The organism is Methylocystis sp., from assembly GCF_046349115.1.
GTDB lineage: Bacteria > Pseudomonadota > Alphaproteobacteria > Rhizobiales > Beijerinckiaceae > Methylocystis.
This window is the reverse complement of sequence record NZ_JAXMCX010000001.1, coordinates 310268-329969: the sequence shown is the minus strand read 5'-3', so window position 1 is coordinate 329969 and position 19702 is coordinate 310268. Positions and strand designations below refer to the sequence as shown.

14 protein-coding genes are annotated in these 19702 nt (G+C 65.0%); 9 read left to right on the top strand and 5 right to left on the bottom strand.

What is annotated here, in order from left to right; genetic code table 11:
* The first annotated feature begins 28 nt into the window (after positions 1–28).
* Positions 29–349 carry a thioredoxin gene (trxA, locus tag U1E20_RS01515; protein ID WP_409978818.1) on the top strand — a complete coding sequence of 107 codons (321 nt, stop codon included), beginning with the start codon at positions 29–31 and terminating at the stop codon, positions 347–349.
* On the opposite strand, the gene U1E20_RS01510 is transcribed toward trxA, so the two are convergent.
* Positions 333–1649, bottom strand: a complete 1317-nt coding sequence (locus U1E20_RS01510; protein ID WP_409978817.1) for an MgtC/SapB family protein — start codon at positions 1647–1649, stop codon at positions 333–335. The genes trxA and U1E20_RS01510 overlap by 17 nt on opposite strands.
* A 149-nt stretch (positions 1650–1798) precedes the next feature.
* On the opposite strand from U1E20_RS01510, the gene U1E20_RS01505 reads away from it, so the two are divergent.
* Positions 1799–2962 (top strand): pyridoxal phosphate-dependent aminotransferase, encoded by a 1164-nt coding sequence (locus U1E20_RS01505; protein WP_409978816.1) that lies wholly within the window; start codon positions 1799–1801, stop codon positions 2960–2962.
* On the opposite strand, the gene U1E20_RS01500 is transcribed toward U1E20_RS01505, so the two are convergent.
* Entirely contained in the window at positions 2959–5925 is a 2967-nt protein-coding gene (locus U1E20_RS01500; RefSeq protein WP_409978815.1) for an Rne/Rng family ribonuclease, read from the bottom strand. The genes U1E20_RS01505 and U1E20_RS01500 overlap by 4 nt on opposite strands.
* A gap of 646 nt (positions 5926–6571) precedes the next feature.
* On the opposite strand from U1E20_RS01500, the gene U1E20_RS01495 reads away from it, so the two are divergent.
* The 3 genes from U1E20_RS01495 (at position 6572) to U1E20_RS01485 (ending at position 11482) form a co-directional block, all read left to right on the top strand.
* The gene (locus U1E20_RS01495; RefSeq protein WP_409978814.1) at positions 6572–7834 is read left to right on the top strand and encodes an N-acetylmuramoyl-L-alanine amidase; all 1263 of its coding nucleotides are present in this window, start codon (positions 6572–6574) and stop codon (positions 7832–7834) included.
* Between the two features lie 374 nt (positions 7835–8208).
* Entirely contained in the window at positions 8209–10617 is a 2409-nt protein-coding gene (locus U1E20_RS01490) for a penicillin-binding protein 1A (RefSeq protein WP_409978813.1), read from the top strand.
* A 58-nt stretch (positions 10618–10675) separates the two neighbouring features.
* Positions 10676–11482, top strand: a complete 807-nt coding sequence (locus U1E20_RS01485; RefSeq protein ID WP_409978812.1) for an enoyl-CoA hydratase — start codon at positions 10676–10678, stop codon at positions 11480–11482.
* An 8-nt stretch (positions 11483–11490) separates the two neighbouring features.
* Here U1E20_RS01485 and ccmB read toward each other — a convergent pair whose 3' ends face one another.
* Entirely contained in the window at positions 11491–12162 is a 672-nt protein-coding gene (ccmB, locus tag U1E20_RS01480) for a heme exporter protein CcmB (protein ID WP_409978811.1), read from the bottom strand.
* 175 nt (positions 12163–12337) lie between these two features.
* On the bottom strand, positions 12338–13003 hold the full coding sequence (gene ccmA / locus U1E20_RS01475) for a heme ABC exporter ATP-binding protein CcmA (RefSeq protein WP_409979622.1): 666 nt from the start codon (positions 13001–13003) through the stop codon (positions 12338–12340).
* Positions 13004–13190: 187 nt separating this feature from the next.
* On the opposite strand from ccmA, the gene U1E20_RS01470 reads away from it, so the two are divergent.
* The 4 genes from U1E20_RS01470 (at position 13191) to U1E20_RS01455 (ending at position 17346) form a co-directional block, all read left to right on the top strand.
* Positions 13191–14429: an aminotransferase class I/II-fold pyridoxal phosphate-dependent enzyme gene (locus tag U1E20_RS01470; RefSeq protein WP_409978810.1), complete on the top strand. Its 1239-nt coding sequence runs from the start codon at positions 13191–13193 to the stop codon at positions 14427–14429.
* 62 nt (positions 14430–14491) lie between these two features.
* Positions 14492–15706 (top strand): hypothetical protein, encoded by a 1215-nt coding sequence (locus tag U1E20_RS01465; RefSeq protein ID WP_409978809.1) that lies wholly within the window; start codon positions 14492–14494, stop codon positions 15704–15706.
* On the top strand, positions 15703–16695 hold the full coding sequence (locus tag U1E20_RS01460; protein WP_409978808.1) for a fatty acid desaturase: 993 nt from the start codon (positions 15703–15705) through the stop codon (positions 16693–16695). Before U1E20_RS01465 ends, U1E20_RS01460 begins: the two co-directional genes overlap by 4 nt.
* 3 nt (positions 16696–16698) lie before the next feature.
* Positions 16699–17346 (top strand): sterol desaturase family protein, encoded by a 648-nt coding sequence (locus U1E20_RS01455; RefSeq protein WP_409978807.1) that lies wholly within the window; start codon positions 16699–16701, stop codon positions 17344–17346.
* Between the two features lie 122 nt (positions 17347–17468).
* Here U1E20_RS01455 and ligA read toward each other — a convergent pair whose 3' ends face one another.
* The gene (ligA, locus tag U1E20_RS01450) at positions 17469–19619 is read right to left on the bottom strand and encodes an NAD-dependent DNA ligase LigA (RefSeq protein ID WP_409978806.1); all 2151 of its coding nucleotides are present in this window, start codon (positions 19617–19619) and stop codon (positions 17469–17471) included.
* Between the last annotated feature and the right edge of the window lie 83 nt (positions 19620–19702).

Here is a 19702-nt window from a genome sequence, read left to right as displayed (position 1 = left end):
CTAAGAATATCCCAATGAAAGGCCGGCCATGACCACGCAAAAAATCACCGACGCCACTTTCGAACAGGAAGTGCTCAAATCAGCCGAGCCGGTGGTTGTCGATTTTTGGGCGGAGTGGTGCGGCCCCTGCCGCATGATCGCCCCAGCGCTCGAAGAGATCGCCGCCGAAATGAAAGGGAAGATCAAAGTCGTCAAGCTCAACATCGACGAAAACCCCGCCGTGGCGAGCAAACTCGGCATCAGGTCGATCCCGACGCTCATCCTCTTCAAGGACGGCAAGGCCGCCGCGCAAAAGGTCGGCGCCGCCCCCAAGGGCGAATTGTCGCGCTGGATTACAGCGGCAGTCTGAGCGAATCTGACAATTCGGCAAATCCCGACGCCCACAGCGCGACAAGCGCGCCGGCGACGGCGAGAATCGAAGCGGCGGCGAGCCGCCATCCCATCGCGGCGCCGCCGATCACTATTCCCATCACAATCTTTGACGTTGTGTTGGAGAGCAGCGCCAGCAGGATGGAGCCGGCCGCCGCGCCAACGCCGATCTCGGTCGCGCCGAGACGGGCCATGGTGAGCGCGATGGCGTCGACGTCCGCGATGCCGGACAAGAGCGCCAGCGCATAGGCGCCAATGTCGCCCGCGAAATGAGTCGCTAGCCGCGACAGGATCATCACTGTCGCGAGCAGCGCGCCGAATTTCAGCACCGCGACGAGATCAAGCGGATTGACGACGTCAAGGCCGCTCGACTCCCCTGGACGCTCGCTCGCGCTTCGTCGCAGCAGAAAGACCCCGGCGAGCGCGAAGAGAACGCCGGCCGCTATCACTGGCGGAGCCAGGCGCGAGGCGAGCGGCGGGTTAATGACGGCGACAATCGCCAGGACGCGCGGCGCCATGATCGCATTGGCGAAAATCGCGCCCGCCGCGCAAGCGCCCAATTGCGCGGGATGTTCGCGCGCCAGCCGCGACATCGCCGCCGTCGCGGCGGTCGATGACGCCAGCCCTCCCGCCATGCCGGCGACCGCGACGCCGCGGCGGTAGCCGATCAGCTTCACGGCGCCATAGCCCGCGAAGGAAATCGCGCCGATCAGCACGGTCATCAGCCACAATTCGAAGGGGTTCACCGCGTCCCAGGGATCGATGGCGCGATTAGGCAGAACCGGCAGAAGGATGAAGCTCATGACGAGCAGCGCAACGCCGGAGCGCAGTTCGTCCCAAGTGAGGCGCTCGACGAATCCATGCAGAAACGGCTTGAGCGCCAGGATCGCCGTCGTCGCCACCGCCGCCGCGACCGCCGCCTGAATGTCGCCGATGACCGCATAGGCCCCGAGCGAGAAGGCCAGCAGGACCGCGACGGCGGTGGTTGCGCCATAGGTCCTGTCATGGATGTTTTCGCGGAAGCGAAAAGCGCCGATCAACGCGCCGACGAAAACGAAAGATATCGCCAGCGCGATCACGCCCATGGCGCCGTAAGGTTGGACGATCGCGCCCCAGACGCCGCCGAGCAGGCCCGCGAGCCCATGCGTGCGCAGGCCGGCGGCGCGCTCGCCTTCAGCCTCGTCGCGCGACATCCAACCTCGTTCGATGCCGATGAGCAGCCCGATCGCCAACGCGATCGACAGTCTCTGGATCAGTTCGGCCGCGCTCAATTCATACATATCAATTTTTGCCGCTTCTTTTGCTTCGTCGCGCGTCGCAAGGCCAATTTCCGCGCGGCGCTCTCGCCGCCAAGATAACGCCGCCAAGAACATATGGCGCGCCGCGGCGAAAACGTGCGCCGGATCGAGATTGGCAATAGAACCTTTACATGAACCTTCCCCTTCCGCCTTCCCGCCGCTCCGACATCGCTCCCTTCATGGCGATGGATGTGCTGCGCGACGCCAAGGCGCTGGAGCGCGCCGGCCGCAGCATCATCCATCTGGAGCTCGGCGAACCCGGCGTCGCCGCCCCGCGCCGGGTGCGCGAGGCCGCTGTTGAGTCGCTGCGTCACGGCGCGATCGGCTATGGCGAGGCGCTCGGCGACGCGCCGCTTCGCGCCCGCATCGCGCGTCACTATGGCGAGCGCTACGGCGTCGAGGTCGCCCCCGACAGGGTCATCATCGCGACAGGTTCGTCCGGCGGCTTTCTCATCGCCTTTCTCGCCGCGTTCGACGCCGGCGCGCGCATCGCCGTCACTGCGCCGGGCTATCCGGCCTATGCGAATATTCTTTCGGCGCTCGGCCTGGAGCCGGTCCTGCTCGATGTCGGCGAAGAGACGCGCTTCGCGCCGACCGCGGCGATGCTCGAAGCCGCCCATCGCGAAAAAAAGCTTCACGGCGCGCTCTTCATGAGTCCCGCCAATCCGACCGGCGCGATGATCGAGCGCGAGGAATTGGCGCGGATCTGCGCCTTTTGCGATGAAGCCGGAATCATTTTCGTTTCAGACGAAATCTATCACGGGCTCGAATATGAGAGGCGCGCCGAAACCGCGCTGCGTTTCTCGCAACGCGCGATCGTCATCAATTCCTTCTCGAAATATTACGCGATGACCGGCTGGCGGCTCGGCTGGCTGGCGGCGCCGGCCGAGCTGATGCGTCCGCTCGAACGTCTGCAGCAATCGCTTGCGATCTGCGCGCCGACCCTGTCGCAACGGGCGGCGCTCGCCGCCTTCGACGCCGGCGACGAATTGGAGGCGAACCGCGCCGCCTATGCGCGCAACCGGGCGTTTCTGCTCGATCGGCTTCCGCAATTGGGGCTCGACAAATTCGCGCCGCCCGACGGCGCCTTTTACATCTATGCCGACGTGTCGCGATTCACCGACGACTCGATCGCCTTCTGTCGGCGCATGCTGCACGAGGCCGGCGTCGCGACGACGCCCGGCCTCGATTTCGATCCGCGCCGGGGCGCGAAGACGCTGCGGCTATCCTACGCCGGGCCCGAGGCCGACATACGCGAGGGCGTCGCCCGCCTGGAGGCGTGGCTTAAGCCTTAACCTCCGAAGGGCGTGCGCACCCGCTGCCACCAGCCGCCCTTCTTCGGACGGTTGGGATCGGCCTCGGTAATGACGACTTCGGTCGCCTCGCGCTGGACTGCCGGCTGCGGCGCGACCGGCTGCGGCGCTGGCGCCGGCGGCTCGCTTGGCGCGATTTCAGCCGAAATCTCGCGCGCACGGTCGTCCACGGGCGGCGCGGCTTCGTTGCCGTTCACCGGCGCTGCAGGCGAAAACTCCGGGGTTGCGCTTTCGTAGGAAGGCGTCGGCGCCTGAGCGGCTTCGCCGGCCTCGTCGAGCGGAAAGAGCGCGGAAGGATCCTTGAATTCCTCCGGCAGCGGCGCCGAACGCCGCCAACGGCCAGGACCGCGCTCCGGGCTGCGGCCTGCACCGCGTCTGCCGCCGCGACGGTCGGGCCGCTCTTCGGCCGGCGCCGGCGCGCCCTCGATCGCCGCCATGAATGCGAGGCCTTCGTCGGACGGCTGCTCGATGCCGGGCGCCTGCGGTTCGCCGCCCGGCGCGCCGCCACGACCACGGCGACGGCGCCGCCGCCGGCCGCGCGACGCGGCGTCATCCTCCGCGGCAAAGCGCGACCGGCCGCCGTTCTCATTGCGACGCGGTTCGCCGCTCGCCTCGGTTCCTTCCTCTTCAGCCTCCATCGCTTCGCCGGCGGCGGAGTCTTCGATCGCCTCCTCTTCAAGAGGTTCGGCGCGAACCGAATCGACGCGCAACGGCGCATCGCGCTGCGAGACGCGCGGTCCGGTCGCGAGTTCGCCGCGCTCCAGCGCGTGATAGGTCGCGCCGGTCAGCGTATCGTCGGCGGCGACCGTGATATGCACGCCAAAGCGACTCTCCAGATCCTGCAAATGGGCGCGCTTCTGGTTGAGGATATAAAGCGCCACGACGGCGCGGGTGCGCAACGTCACGTCATGCGCCGCGCTCTTGACCAGCGCCTCCTCCAGCACGCGCAGCACGTGCAGCGCGATGGAGGCGGTGGAGCGCACATGGCCGGCGCCGGCGCAATGCGGACAGGGCACCGTCGAACCTTCTACGACGCCGGCGCGGATGCGCTGACGCGACATTTCGAGCAGTCCGAAATGCGAAATGCGTCCGACCTGAATGCGGGCGCGGTCGCTTTTTAAGGCGTCCTTGAGCCGCCGCTCCACGGCGCGATTGTTGCGGCTCTCTTCCATGTCGATGAAATCGACGACGATCAGGCCGGCAAGATCGCGCAGTCGCAATTGCCGCGCGACTTCATCGGCGGCCTCGAGATTGGTGCGAAGCGCCGTGTCCTCGATATTGTGCTCGCGCGTCGAGCGCCCCGAGTTCACGTCGATCGCGACCAGCGCTTCGGTCTGGTTGATGACGAGATAGCCGCCCGATTTCAGCGTGACATGGTTGGAGAACATCGCGTCGAGCTGGGCCTCGACCCCGCTTTCGGCGAAAATCGGAAATTGCTCGCGATGCGGGCGCACGTTCTTGGCGTGGCTCGGCATCAGCATGCGCATGAAGTCTTTCGCTTCGCGATAGGCGTCGTCGCCGGAAACCACCACTTCCTCGACGTCGCGCCCGTAAAGGTCGCGAATGGCGCGCTTGATGAGCGAGCCCTCCTCATAGACGAGCGTCGGCGCCGACGAGCGCAGCGTCAGTTCGCGCACGCTCTCCCAGAGTCGCAGCAGATATTCAAAGTCGCGCTTGACCTCCTGCTTGGTGCGGGTCGCGCCCGCCGTGCGCAGAATGACGCCCATGCCCTCGGGCACTTCGAGATCATGGACGATTTCCTTGAGCCGCTTGCGGTCGGCGCCGTCGGTGATCTTGCGCGAAATGCCGCCGCCGCGCGCAGTGTTGGGCATCAGCACCGAATAGCGGCCGGCGAGCGAAAGATAGGTGGTGAGCGCCGCGCCCTTGTTGCCGCGCTCTTCCTTCACGACCTGAACGAGCAGCACCTGACGGCGCTTGATGACCTCTTGAATCTTATACTGGCGGCGGGCGCGCGGAGCGCGATAGGGCGCTTCGTCCATCGCGTCGCCGCCGATATGTTCGACCTGATCTTCCTCGTCGTCGTGCTCTTCCTCGTCGTGCTCCTCGACCGGAGTCTCGACGCGGGCATGGAGGTCGGCCGTTTCGTCTTGCGAATCTTCGCGGGCGCGTTCGCGCGCCGCGTCGCGCTCGTCCTGCCGGCGCGCTTTCAACTCATGATCGGGCTCGGGAGCCTGCAGCACGAATTCCTCGGCCTCGCCGGTCTCGACCGAGCCAAAGCCGGCTGGATCGATGGAAATCTGTTCATGCTGCGCCAGAGGAGCGGTCGGCTCGGCCTCCTCGCCCGGCGCAACCCCTGTCGCGTTAGCGACGGAGTCGGCCTGAGCCTCGACGTCCGCCGCGACAGGCTCCGCCGCCGGCGCTTCGGACTCGACCGCGGCGGACGAAACCTCGACAGCGGCTTCCGCCTCGGCGTCGACGCCCGGGGCGTCGGCGAAGCCCGTCTCGGCCTGGTCCTCGATGACGATTGACGTCGCGACCGCGTCGTCGAGAGGCTCGCTCGTCACCGCCTCGTCAGGGTTGGCGCGCTTTTCAGCGCCTTCATACTGACGGCGGCGCGAACGGCGTCCGCGGCTATCGCGGCCGTCGCGACTATCGCGGCCGTGCGGCGCGCGCTCTTCCTCTTCGGCCTGCTGGTGGGCGCGGCTCTCTTCCTCAAGCAGCGCCTGCCGGTCGGCGACCGGAATTTGATAATAGTCGGGATGGATTTCGGCGAAGGCCAGAAAGCCGTGACGGTTTCCGCCATAGTCGACGAAGGCGGCCTGAAGGGACGGCTCTACGCGCGTGACTTTCGCGAGATAAATATTGCCGCGCAGCGGTTTTTTGTCAGCAGCCTCGAAATCAAATTCCTGAACGCGGTTTCCGCGTAGAACGACTACGCGCGTCTCCTCCGGGTGGGAGGCGTCGATGAGCATCTTATTAGCCATGGGGAACTCTTCTGCGGCGCCGCGCGCGGCGACGCCGACGGGGCAAGCCTGAGTCCAAGCAGGGACTCGGCGACCGCTCTTTGGCGAAGCCTCAAGGCGCGAACGCTTGTTGTGAGGATAAGGGAGACAGGCTTGAAGCCTGCGATACGCTGGCCGGCGCGCGCGCCGGCGGGAAGACGACGCGCGTCGCGCCCCGCCCCCCAGAATTGACGAACGAGCCGACAGGCCATGCTTTTGACGAAACCGCGCCCCGCCGCGCGGGCAAGCCGCTCGGAGAAAAGGCCAATATTGGCGCCTGTCACGGTCCTCGCCATGAGATCGTCAAAAAACCTTTCGCGACGCCTTAGGGCGGCGATTAAACGTCGCGGTCTGCGCTGATCGGCGCGACGGAAAGACGTCAGCTGTCTCGAAATTCCGCTGGCCCGATTTGACGGCCGCACCGCGCGGCAAATATCGCGCCCCAGAATCCCGCAGCTTTCTCCCTACATATCGATCGGATTTGGTCGGCGCAAGCGCCGCCTTGGCTATTCACCAAAAAAATGACGGAGAAATTGTCCCCCGGTCGGCGGCTTTCAGATAAGCTAACGATGCGTTAAGGGCGCTCTTTCAAAATTGGCGAACGCCGGACGATTTTTTAAGGACCAACGTGAGCAGGATCGCTTTACACGCAGGGGCCAAAAGATTGTTTATTCTGGCGCTCGCGGTCGCCGGCGGGCTTGCGCAAGCCGCCTGGGCTGAAGAGCGGCAGAAGGAGATTTCCGCCCTCACCGCCCGGATCGAGGCGCTTCCCGATCGCTCTCGCCTCCTCTTCGATCTCACCGGCCTGCCGCCGGTGTCCGCCTATCCGGTGGCGAATCCGCCGCGCATCATCGTCGACCTGCCCCAGGTGCTTTTTCGCATGGAGGCGAACGCAGGCCTGTCACCGGGCGATAAGGTCATAAAATCGTACCGTTACGGGATATTCGCGCCGGGCCGCTCGCGCGTCGTGATCGATCTCGCGGGCCCGGCCAAAATTCTCAAGGCGGACAGCGAGGCGGCGGCGAGCGGGCCGCGGCTCGTCATCGAACTCGCCCCGACCAGCCCCGCCTATTTCGTCACAACGACGGAACAGGCCCGCCATCAGCCCAGCGACCCGCCCGCGCCGATGTTGCCGCCACAGACGGCCAAGCCGCCGACAGATAAGCCGATGATCGTCATCGATCCCGGCCACGGCGGAGTCGACATGGGCGCGACCGGCAAGCACGGCGAATTGGAAAAGGACGTCGTGCTCGAATTCGCACAGGCGCTGCGACAGAAAATCGAGGAGGCCGGCCGAGCGCGCGTCCTGCTGACCAGGGACCATGACATGTTCCTGCCGCTCGCCGAGCGCGTGCGAATCGCCCGCGAAAACAACGCGACGCTATTTGTCTCGGTGCATGCCGACACGCTCGCCGCCGCCCATGTCGAAGGCGCGACCGTCTACACCGTCTCGGAGCGCGCGTCGGACGCCGAAGCGGCGCGGATGGCGGAGAAGGAAAATCTGGCCGATCAGGCCGCCGGTCTCGAAAGCAAGGCGGACGCCGACGAGGTTGGAGACATATTGTTTGAACTGACGCGGCGGGAGACCCGCTCCTACAGCCGCCAGTTTTCGCACTCGCTGATCTCCTTTTGGAAGGAGGTCGGCGCCATCAACAAAAACCCCAATCGCTCCGCGGGCTTCGTCGTGCTCAAAGCCTTTGACGTTCCGTCCGTCCTGCTCGAACTCGGCTATCTCTCAAGCGACAAGGACCTCGCCCGGCTGACCTCCCAGGAATGGCGCGAGCGCGCCGCGCAGAAAACCGCCGAAGCCGTCGACGCCTTTATCAGCAAGCGCAGCCGGGAGGCGCGCGCGCCGGCCGATGGTCCCGCCGACGCGGCGCGCCCACAATAAAACACAAAATAGCGGCAGATGGAGACCGTCGCGACGCACGACCGCCCGGGCGTCGCAGGCGAATGAGAGTCGCGCATACGGCGTCACATATTCGCGATGCGCAAAAGCGCTGCGGCGGCGCGGCGATTTCGTGATCGTCGGCGTTCGCTGTTAAAGGGCTGGCCGCCGCCCCCGGAACCCGCCAAATGGCGTAACGGTCCAACGGGGCGTCGTATAAAGAGAAGGCGACGCAAAACGCGTAAGCGCCCACTATATCTGAGCCGGAGGAACCGGCGGCGCGCCAGCCGGGCCTTTTCCCCGGCGTCGCGGAACGGCGCTCGACATCGGACACGCTAGCCGGCGCCCGGCGCCGGCCGCTCTAAGGGTGATATTTCATGCGGATGTTCGCAAGGTTTTTGGGCTTCGTCTTCGCGACCGCGACGATCGTCTTCCTTATCGGGTCGATCGCCGCCGCCGGACTGATCTACTATTTCTCCAAGGACCTGCCGGACACCGAGCAGCTGCGCAATTACGAGCCGCCGGTGACGACAAGGCTCCATGCCGGCGACGGTTCGATCCTCGCCGAATATTCGCATGAGCGCCGGCTGTTCCTGCCGAGCTCCGCCATTCCGCAAATGGTGAAGCAGGCGTTCATTTCCGCCGAAGACAAAAATTTCTACAATCACGTCGGCGTCGATCCAGAAGGCGTGATGCGCGCCGTGACCGTGCTCGCCCAGGGCGGCCGCCATATGCAGGGCGCCTCGACCATCACGCAGCAGGTCGCCAAGAACTTCCTCGTCGGCAATGAACGCTCGATCGAGCGCAAGGTTCGCGAGGCGCTCGTCGCCTTCCGGATCGAAGCGGCCTATCCCAAGGACAAGATTCTCGAACTTTATTTGAACGAAATCTATCTCGGGCTCGGCAATTATGGCGTCGGCGCCGCCGCGCTCAACTACTTCAACAAATCGGTCAATGAGCTGACGCTCGCCGAAGCGGCCTATCTCGCGGCGCTTCCCAAGGCGCCGAGCAATTATCATCCGTTTCAGAACCGCGAGCGCGCCATCGAACGCCGCAATTACGTCATCGATCGCCTGATCGCCGACGACTATGTGACGGCCGAGGAAGGCGCCAAGGCGAAAGCCGAGCCGCTCGGCGTCAATCCGCGCGTTCTCTCGCCCAACACTTATGTCGCCGGCTATTTCGCCGAGGAAGTCCGACGTCAGCTCCTGGAGCAATATAGCGAGAAGAAGCTCTATGAGGGCGGGCTCTCGGTGCGCACCACGCTCGATCCGAAGATGCAGGCCTGGACGCGAAAGGCCCTGGCCGACGGCCTGGTGCGCTTCGACGAGGCGCATGGCTTCCGCGGCGCGATGAACCACATCGACATTTCATCGGACTGGGGCGTGACGCTCGCGGCGATTCCGGGGCTCGGAGACGTCAATCCGTGGCGCCTCGCCGTCGTGCTCGACGTATCGGGCGACTCGGCGCGCATCGGCCTTCAGCCGGGACGCGAGAAGTCGGGCGAAGTGGCGCGCGAGCGCGAGACCGGCGTTTTGACCGCGGAAGGCATGCGCTGGGCCGGCCGCGGCCCGCGCGCGGCCCTAAGCGCCGGCGACGTGATCTATGTCGAACCCTTCGCCGGTCACGCGCCCGGCCAATATCGGCTTCGGCAAATTCCCGATATCTCGGGCGCGATGGTGGCGATGGACCCGCATACCGGCCGCGTCTTCTCGATGGTGGGCGGCTTCTCCTTCGACCAATCCTCGTTCAATCGTGCGACGCAGGCGCTGCGCCAGCCCGGCTCCTCGTTCAAACCCTTCGTCTATGCGACGGCGCTCGACAATGGCTACACGCCGTCGTCGTCGATCCTCGACGAGCCGATTTCGATCCAGCAGGCGGACGGCACATATTGGACGCCGGAGAATTTCGAAGGCGGCCACGGCACCGGCGCGCATCCGCTGCGCTATGGCGTCGAGCATTCGAAGAACATGATGACGGTGCGTCTGGCCAAGGACGTCGGCATGCCGCTCATCGCCGAATACGCCAAGCGCTTCGGCGTCTATGACGAGATGACGCCCTATCTCTCAATGGCGCTCGGCGCCGGCGAAACCACGCTGCTGCGCATGGTCACCGGCTATTCGATGCTGGCGAATGGCGGCAAGCGCATCAAGCCGACGCTGATCGACCGCATTCAGGATCGCTGGGGCAAGACGCTCTACCGCCATGACGAGCGCCAATGCATCGGCTGCGACGCCGCGCAATGGGAAAACCAGCTGGAGCCCAAACTCATCGACAAGCGCGAGCAGGTGCTCGATCCGCTGACCGCCTATCAGATCACCTCGATCATGGAAGGCGTGATCCAGCGCGGCACCGGCGTGTCGATCAAGGCGGTCGGCAAGCATCTCGCCGGCAAGACCGGCACCACCAACGAAGCCAAGGACCTCTGGTTCGTCGGCTTTTCTCCCGACCTCGCGGTCGGCGTCTTCATCGGCTACGACCGGCCGCGCTCGCTCGGCAGTCACGCCCAGGCGGCGCAATTCGCCGCGCCGATCTTCCGCGACTTCATGATGGTGGCCTTGAAGGACAAGCCGGATACGCCGTTCCGCGTGCCGCCCGGAATCAAGCTGATTTCCATCGACGTGCATTCGGGGCTGCGGTCTTCGGGAGCGGGCACGATCCTCGAAGCGTTCAAGCCCGGCACGGCGCCGCCCGACGCCTATTCTTCCGGCGGCGGCCCGCGCGCGCTCGATACGCCGCATGACGTGGATCAGCAGGTCGGCAGCGGCACCGGCGGCCTTTATTAAATCGCGCGCGGCGGCCGGGACCTCTGGTTTCCGGCCGCCGACTTTATATCTCGAAGCGATGACCCTCGACGCCGATACAATCTCGCGGGTGACGCTGGAGACCGAGGCCGGCGTCGCGATCCTCACGCTGAACAGTCCCGCTTCGCGCAATGCGTTGTCTCTGGCGATGATCGAGGCGCTCTCGGGTCGACTCGATATAATCGCCGGACGCATCGACATTCGCGTCGTCGTGCTGCAGGCGGAAGGGCCGGCCTTTTGCGCCGGCCATGACCTCAAGGAGCTGACGGCGCATCGCAACGATCCCGACCGCGGCCGCGACTTCTTCGATAAGACGATGCGCGCCTGCTCGGCGCTGATGCAGCAAATCGTGACATTGCCGCAGCCGGTCGTCGCGGCGGTCGATGAGATGGCGACGGCCGCCGGCTGCCAGCTTGTCGCGAGCTGCGATCTCGCCGTCGCCGGGACGCGGGCGCGCTTCTGTACGCCGGGCGTCGACATCGGCCTGTTCTGCTCGACGCCGGCCGTCGCGGTGTCCCGGTGCGTCGCGCCCAAACATGCGATGGAAATGCTGCTGACCGGCATGCCGATTGGCGCCGAAGAGGCGCTGCGCATCGGCCTCGTCAACCGGATTTCGACTGACGGCGCGCGGAGCGGCGCGCTGGCGCTGGCGCAGCTCATCGCCAGGAAATCCCCCCAGGCGATCCGCTTCGGAAAACAGGCGTTCCACGCCCAGCGCGAACAACCGCTCGCCGAGGCCTATGAACGCGCAAGCGCCGTGATGGTCGAGAATATGTTGGCGGAAGACGCCACGGAAGGCATCGCCGCCTTTCTGGAGAAGCGCGCGCCCATGTGGGCGGATGAATAGAGGCGAGACTACTCGCCCAGATAGCGCAGCGCCGCCGCCGCGGCGAAGGGGCAGAGCGCCAGCGCCGCGAGCGTGATCGCGCAGAGGATCGCGAAGGGCGCGTAGAAGGGCACGGTTCCGCCGCTCGCCGCTTCCGCGGCCGAGACGCCGAAAATCAGCACCGGAATGGTCAGCGGCAGGACGAGCAGCGCCATCAACAGGCCGCCGCGCCGCACGGTGACGGTCGCCGCCGCGCCGATCGCGCCGATCAACGTCAGCGCCGGCGTGCCGACAAGAAGCGTCGCGACGACGCCCAGAAGCGCCATCGTCTCCTGTTGCAGCATCAGGCCGAGAAACGGCGCGGCGAGAATGAGCGGCAGGCCGGTGGCCGCCCAATGCGCGGCGCATTTGATCAGCACCGCCAGTTCGAGCGGCGTCTCGGCGAGATGGAAGAGATCGAGCGAGCCGTCTTCGGCGTCGGCCTGAAACAGCCGGTCGAGACAGAGCAGAGTCGCGAGCAGCGCCGCGATCCACAGGATCGCCGGCCCGATACGGGCGAGGAGATTGGGATCGGGCCCGACCGCGAAGGGAACGATCGCGACCAGCGTCAGAAAGAACACGACGCCCATCGCGCCGGATCCGCCGATGCGCCGCGCGACCCGCCATTCGCGCAGGAAAAGGGCTGAGAGCGGGGAATTCAACTCGGGCTCCCACTAATCGAAGCGCCCGGATAAATCCCCAGGCCCCTCACCTCACCTCTCCCCGCTCTCGCGGGGAGAGGTGGCGGCGAGCGCAACGCTGATGACCCCTCTCCCCGCTTGCGGGAAGAAGTACGGCGAGGGGCCGGGGCAAGGCGCGGCGACGTGAAACGCAGCATTATCCCGCGCTCCCAAGGGCCAATTCCTTCGCCTCTTCGAGCCCCAGCGGCTCATGTGTCGCGGCGACGATCAGGCCGCCTTGGGCGCAATGATCGCGCATCGCGGCGGCGAATTTATCGCGCGAGGCCCTATCGAGCGCGGTCAGCGGCTCGTCGAGCAGCCAGAGCGGCCGAAAGGCGACGAGCAGACGCGCCAGCGCCGCGCGGCGCTTCTGGCCGGCGGAGAGCACGCCGAACGGCGCAGCGGCGACATGGGCGAGGCCGACGACCCCGAGCGCCGCGTCGACCGCGCGGCTGCGCTGGTCGGGCGCCTGAGCGAGATAGCGCGACCAGAAATCGAGGTTTTCTTCTACCGTCAGCGCCGCCTTCATCCCGTCGCTATGCGCGAGATAATGCGCCTGCTGCGCCAATTCGGCCTCGGGCGCGCCGCCCTCCAGCGCCACGCCGCCGCCCGCGCGCGGCAATAGCCCAGCCAGCGCCCGCAGCAGCGTCGATTTTCCGGCGCCATTGGGGCCCGTCACCACCAGCGCCTGACCGGCAGAAAGCGAAAAGCTTAAGCGATCGAGAACCAATCTGCCGCCGCGCGCCACGCTGAGAGCATCAACGCGAAGACGCATTGCGCCCTCGACGGGCGGCTGAATGGGTTGGGCGGGCTCGCGCGACATGCGCCACGGGGCATAGAGCTTTGCGGCCAAATGCGCCAGCCTCGGCCGGGCGCCCAACAGCCCGCCGCCCGCTGGCGCAGACGGGGCGGGAATGATAAGCAGCCGGATGCTGCTTTGGGCTCCTGGGGGGTCCAAGCGATTCGCTCATCGCGCGCGGCGCGCCCGTTATTCAGGGACTGCGGAATAAGTGACGAAGCATAAGAGCCTGGAAGATTATGCGGCGCGGCGATTCCGCTTCGCCGGCAACGCCTTGCTGGAGTTCAGCGATCCGTTTTTCGCTCAGATCGACAGGCTGCGGGCGGAATTCGAGGCGCAGGGCAAGCATTTCGTCAGCTTCGCCAATTACGACTATCTCGGCCTCGCGAATCACCCGCGCATTCGCGAGGAGGCGAAGCGCGAGATCGATGGGCTCGGCGTCGGCGCGCTGGCCTCGCGGCTGGTCGGCGGCGAGCGCACGACGCATCGGCCGTTCGAGGCGGAGATCGCCCAATTCCTCGGCATGGAAAGCGCGCTGACGCTCGTCTCCGGCTATCTCTCGAATGTCACGACGATCGCCTGGCTGATGAGCGGCAAGCGCGACGCGATTTTCATCGATGAACTCGCCCATAACAGCATCGTCGCCGGCGCCGAGGGCGCGCAGGCGCAGGTCGTCAAGTTCCGCCACAATGATTTCGATCATCTCGACCATCTGCTGGCGCGCCATCGCGAGGAATATCGCAACGTCCTGGTCGTGGTGGAGGGCGTCTACAGCATGGACGGCGACACCGCCGATCTGCCGCGCCTGCTAGCGATCAAGGAAAAAAATCACGTCTGGCTTCTGGTCGACGAAGCGCATTCGCTCGGCGTTTTGGGCGAGACGGGGCGCGGCCTCGCCGAACATCAGGGCGTCGACCCGGCGCGCATCGACCTCATCGTCGGCACCATGTCGAAGACTCTCGCCTCCTGCGGCGGCTATGTCTGCGGCAAGAAACAGGTCATCGACTGGTTCCGCTATACGCTGCCGGGCTTCGTCTATAGCGTCGGCCTGTCGCCGGTCATTCTGGCCGCCGCCCGCACCGCGCTGCGGCTGATGCAGGAAGAGACCTGGCGCATCGCCAAGCTCGCGAGCAACGCCGAACTTTTCCGCACGGTCGCGCATGAGGCGGGATTCTCGACCGGGCCGGCGATCGGCCGCGGCGTCGTGCCGATTCTGTTTGCGAGCGACATCGAGACGATGTGGGCGTCGCAGCATTTGCTGGAGAACGGCTATTACGTGCCGCCGGTGGTGCGCATCGGCGTGCCGAAGGATGGGCCAAGGCTGCGCTTCTTCTTTTCCGCCAATCACAATGAGGCGGAGATTCGCGGCGTGATTCAGACGCTGCGCGACATGCCGCCGGTGACGGAAGAGGCGCATCAGATCGTCGCCGCCGCGATGGCGGGCGGCTGAAACTTCTCTCCGCGTCACTTTGACGCTTTCGATTAAGGCCGCAAGGCCGCTAGGACTTGCATATGGCGCGGATCGAGATTCTTCCGGTTGACGGCCCGTTGCGCTTCGCGGCTTTTTGCAGGCTGCCGCGACTGCTCTATGCCGGCGCGCCGGGCTTTTCGCCCCCGCTTGACGTCGAGCGCTGGAGCGTCTTCGCCCATATGCTCAACCCGCATTACAAGCTGGTCGAGGAGCAGAAATTTCTTGCCCGCCGCGACGGCCAATGGGTCGGGCGGATCATGGCGCAAATCTATAAGCCCGAGATCACGCCGGTCGGCGCCTCCAATGCGCAGTTCGGCGCGCTCGACGCCGTCGACGACATCGAAGTGGTGCGCGCGCTGACTGAGGCCGCCGAGGATTGGCTGCGCGCCAAGGGCGCCGAGCGGATCAACGGACCTTTCTCGCCGTCGGTCAACAAGGAGTGCGGGCTTCTCGTCAGCGGCTTCGATGCGACGCCGATGTTCTTCATGCCCTGGCATCCGCCCTATCTCTCGCGCCATATTGAGGCGCTGGGCTATGAGAAGGCGCAGGACCTTCTCTCCTATCGCTTCGAAATTTCAAGCAAGGAGATCGAGCAGCCGGCGCGCATTTCGACGCGCCGCGAGTGGCGCAATCGCCTAAAGCTCCGCCCGCTGAATATGAAGGCCCTGAAGAAGGGCGAAACCGCTCTGATGGCGGAATTGTTCAACGACGGCTGGAGCGGCAATTGGGGCTTCGTGCCGTTCACCAAGGAAGAATTCGATTCCGACGCCGACGCGCTGCAATTTCTCGTGACCGAGGATTTCGGCATCGTCGTCGAGCTAGATGGCGTGCCGCAGTCCTTTGCGATCGCTCTGCCCAATCTCAACGAGATTCTCGCCGATCTCAACGGCCGCCTGTTCCCCTTCGGCTGGCTGCGTGCGATTTTGCGATACCGCTCGCATAAGTTCAATTCGGCGCGGCTGCTGCTGCTCGGCACGCGCAAGACGCTGCAAAAAAGCGCGACCGGCGGCGCGATCTTTCTCTCGCTGATCGAGGAGATGCGGCGGCGCTATGCGAAATTCGCGGTACCGCATCTTGAAGCCGGCTGGGTGTTGGAGAGCAACGCCGACATGCGCCGGCCGATTGAAATGTTCGGCGGCAAGGTCGACAAGATTCATCGCATCTATGAAAAGCGCCTCACTGTCGGCGACGGCGGCGAGGCTATGCGTATGCGCGACGGCGTCAGGGCGACTGAGCTACAGGATGCAACGTCATGAACGGCATATCGGTCACGGCCAATGGCGCCGACCGCTCGCATGTCGAGCGGCGCAAGCTGATCCTTGAGAAATATCCGCAAGCGCGCGAACTGTTCGGCAGGGACCCCGTGACCTTCAAGATCACGGCGGCGATTTTCGTCGGCCAGTTCGTCATCGCCGCGATATTAGGCTCGCTCGGCCTCTCCTATTGGTGGCTGTCGCTCATCATGGCGATCTGCGTCGGCGCCTTCGCCAATCACGCCAATTTCGTCATCATCCATGACGCGATCCATAATTGCGTCTTCGACAGCCCGCTCGCCAACAAATGGACGGCGATCCTCGCCGATCTCCCCAACGCCTTTCCGACGGCGATGGGCTTTCGCTGCTATCACATCAAGCATCATTCGCATCTCTCGGCCTATGATTACGACGCCGACGTTCCGAGCCGCTGGGAGGTCGAATGGGTTGGCAACAGCTCCTGGCGCAAAGCGGTCTGGATATTCTTCTTCCCGGCCATCCAGCTCGCGCGCCTGTCGCGCCTCAAAGGCACGGTGCCGATCTGGGGAGCCTGGACCTATATCAATATCGCGGTCATCGCCCTCTTCGATCTTTTCGTGCTCTGGGCGTTCGGCTGGAACGCCCTGCTCTATCTCTTCTTCTCCTTCTGGTTCTCGGTCGGCGGCCTGCATCCCCTGAGCGCGCGCTGGCTGCAGGAGCATTTCGCCTTTGGGCCCGACCAGGGAACGTTCGACTATTACGGGCCGCTGAACAGTCTCGCGCTCAACATCGGCTATCACAATGAGCATCACGATTTTCACGAAATCCCGTGGAACCGTCTGCCCGAGTTGAAGGGGATGGCGCCGGAGTTCTATGACGATCTGCGCTGCCATCGCTCATGGACCGCGCTGCTCGTCACCTTCATCCTCGATCCGACCTATTCGCTCGGAACGCGGTCGGAAAATGTGACGCAGGCCGCGCGCGACGCGCATGTTCTGTCGCCGGCGGAGTAACCCATGTCGCAGGACGCAAGAATGGAAGCGCTCGACGCCTCGCCCCGCCTCTTCGAGAGCAATCTCCTCGACAAGCTCTCGCGCGTGCATCATCTAACGCCGGTGGTCATCTACTGCCCGATCATTCTGGGCCTCGTGATCTATTCGCTCGCGCTCGACGGCGTGGCGCTGGTTTTTCTCGGCCTCGTCATCGGCTATGTCGGCTGGACGCTCACCGAATATTTCGGTCACCGCTATCTCTTTCACACCGTGTTCGCGCTCCCCTTCGGATTGGGGCCGCGCTTTCAGTTTCTCATCCACGGCGTGCATCACATCTATCCCAATGATCCGCTGCGGCTGGTCATGCCGCCGCTGCTCTCGGGACCGATCATGCTGATCGCGCTGGTTTGCGCCCGCCTGATTTTCGGCGCGACATTCGCTTGGCCGGTGCTCGCCGGATTCATCGGCGGCTATGTGATCTATGATTGCGTGCATTACTGGACGCATCACGGCCAGCCGAAATCCGACTTCGGCCGTTTGGTGAAGCGGCTGCACATGCTGCATCACTTCCGCGACGCCGAAAAAGGCTTCGGCGTTCACGCGATCTGGTGGGATTACGTGTTCGGCACCGCCTATCAAAAGGGCGACACGCCGGGAACAAGGGCGGTGTGAACCCTCTCCCAAAGGGAGAGGGTGGCTACGAAGCGGCCGGGTGAGGGGCAACGACTGAGGGGGATGACCCCTCACCCCGGTCCTGCGGACCGACCCTCTCCCGATGGGAGAGGGTGAACGCGCTACCCCTGCCCCGTACGCTTAAACCACTCGTCTTCGCTGATCACTTCGATCCCCAGCTCCGCCGCCTTCTTGAGCTTCGATCCCGCGCCCGGGCCGGCGACCACGAGATCGGTCTTCTTCGACACCGACCCCGCGACATGCGCGCCGAAACGCTCGGCCTGCGCCTTGGCTTCGTCGCGCGTGAGCCGTTCGAGCGAACCCGTGAACACCACGGTCTTGCCGGCGACCGGCGAGGCGGACGCCACCGCCGGCATGGGCTCCAAAGTCACCTGCTTCAACAGCGCATCGATTTCCCGCTCATTATGCGGCTCGGCGAAGAAGTCATGCAGCGCCTCGGAGACGACGGGACCGACGCCGTCAATCGTATCGATGCGCGCGCGCGCCTCGCTGTCCGGCGCCGCCGCGCGCGCCGTCTCGCGCAAAGATTCGAAGTCGCCGAAATGGCGCGCCAGCCGGCGCGCATTGGTCTCGCCGACATGGCGCACGCCAAGCGCATAGATGAAGCGATTGATCGGAATTTTTCGCCGCGCCGCGATCGCGGCGAAGAGATTGCGCACCGAGGTTTCGCCATAGCCCTCGCGTTCGGCGAGCCGCGGCGACATCTGCGCCTCGCGTTCGGCGAGCGTGAAAATATCTGACGCGGTCTTGATCATTCCCTCGTCGAAGAAAAATTCGATCTGCTTGTCGCCAAGGCCTTCAATGTCCATGGCGTTGCGCGAGGCAAAATGTTTCAGGCGCTCGACCGCCTGAGCCGGACAGATGAGCGATCCGGTGCAGCGGCGCACGACATCGGCTTCGCCAGTCTTTGCGTCGATCTCGCGCAGCGCCGCCGAACCGCAGCGCGGGCAGACATGCGGAAATTCGTAGGGCCTGGCGCCGTGCGGGCGCTTCTCCTTCACGACCTCGACGATTTGCGGAATGACGTCGCCGGCGCGCTGGACGACGACCGTGTCGCCGATGCGAATATCCTTGCGCGCGATTTCGTCCTCATTGTGCAGAGTCGCGTTCGACACGACGACGCCGCCGACGGTGACGGGCTCGAGCCGCGCGACCGGCGTCAGCGCGCCGGTGCGTCCGACCTGAATCTCGATGTCGCGCAAAATCGTCGTCGCGCGTTCGGCGGGAAATTTATGCGCCACCGCCCAGCGCGGCGCGCGCGAGACGAAGCCGAGCCGCTCCTGCAGGCCGATGTCGTCGACCTTGTAGACGACGCCGTCAATGTCATAGCCGAGCGTCGCGCGCTGCGCTTCGATCGCGCGATAATGCGCCAGCATGTCTTCGACGGTAGCGCAGATTTTGGTGAGCGGATTGACGTGCAGGCCGAAATGCTTGAAGGCGTCGAGCACGCCCATTTGCGTCTGTGCAAGCGGCGCGCTCATTTCGCCCCAGGCATAGGCGAAGAAGTGCAGCGGGCGCTGCGCGGTGATGCTTGAATCGAGCTGGCGCAAGGAGCCGGCGGCGGCGTTGCGCGGATTGGCGAAGAGCGGTTTGCCCGCCGCCTTCTGCCTCTCGTTGAGCGCGGCGAAATCCTCATGCGCCATATAGACCTCGCCGCGAATTTCGAGAATCCCAGGCGCGTCGCCGCGGAGCTTTTCCGGTATCTCGCCGATGGTTCTTATATTGGCGGTGACGTCCTCGCCCTCGTAGCCGTCGCCGCGTGTCGCCGCCTGAACGAGACGGCCGCTCTCATAGCGCAGCGAACAGGACAGGCCGTCGATCTTCGGCTCCGCCGTGAATGCGATCGACTCGGTACGGCCAAGAAAACGGCCAACGCGCGCGACGAAATCCTCGACTTCTTCATCCGAAAAGACATTACCGAGCGAGAGCATCGGCACGGCGTGCTTCACCTTGGCGAATTTCTCGGATGGCTTGGCGCCGACCTTCTTGGTCAGTGATTGCGCGGTGGCGAGTTCCGGGAAGGCCTGTTCAAGCGCCTCGTAACGCCGGCGCAGCGCGTCATAGTCGGCGTCGGAGACCGTCGGCGCGTCTTCTTGGTAATAGCGGCGGTCGTGTTCGGCGATTTCGGAAGCAAGCGCTTCAAACTCAGCCCGCGCCTGGAGTGGCGAGAGATTCTCGATCGGCGGGCGCGCCCCCTCTCCCCGTTTACGGGGAGAGGGTTGGGGTGAGGGACTTGGGGTCTTTTCAGCCATGATGCGGTCGCACGCGACTTGGAGCATTCACAACAATACCCCCGGCCCCTGACCCTGGCCCTCTCCTCGTAAACGCGGAGAGG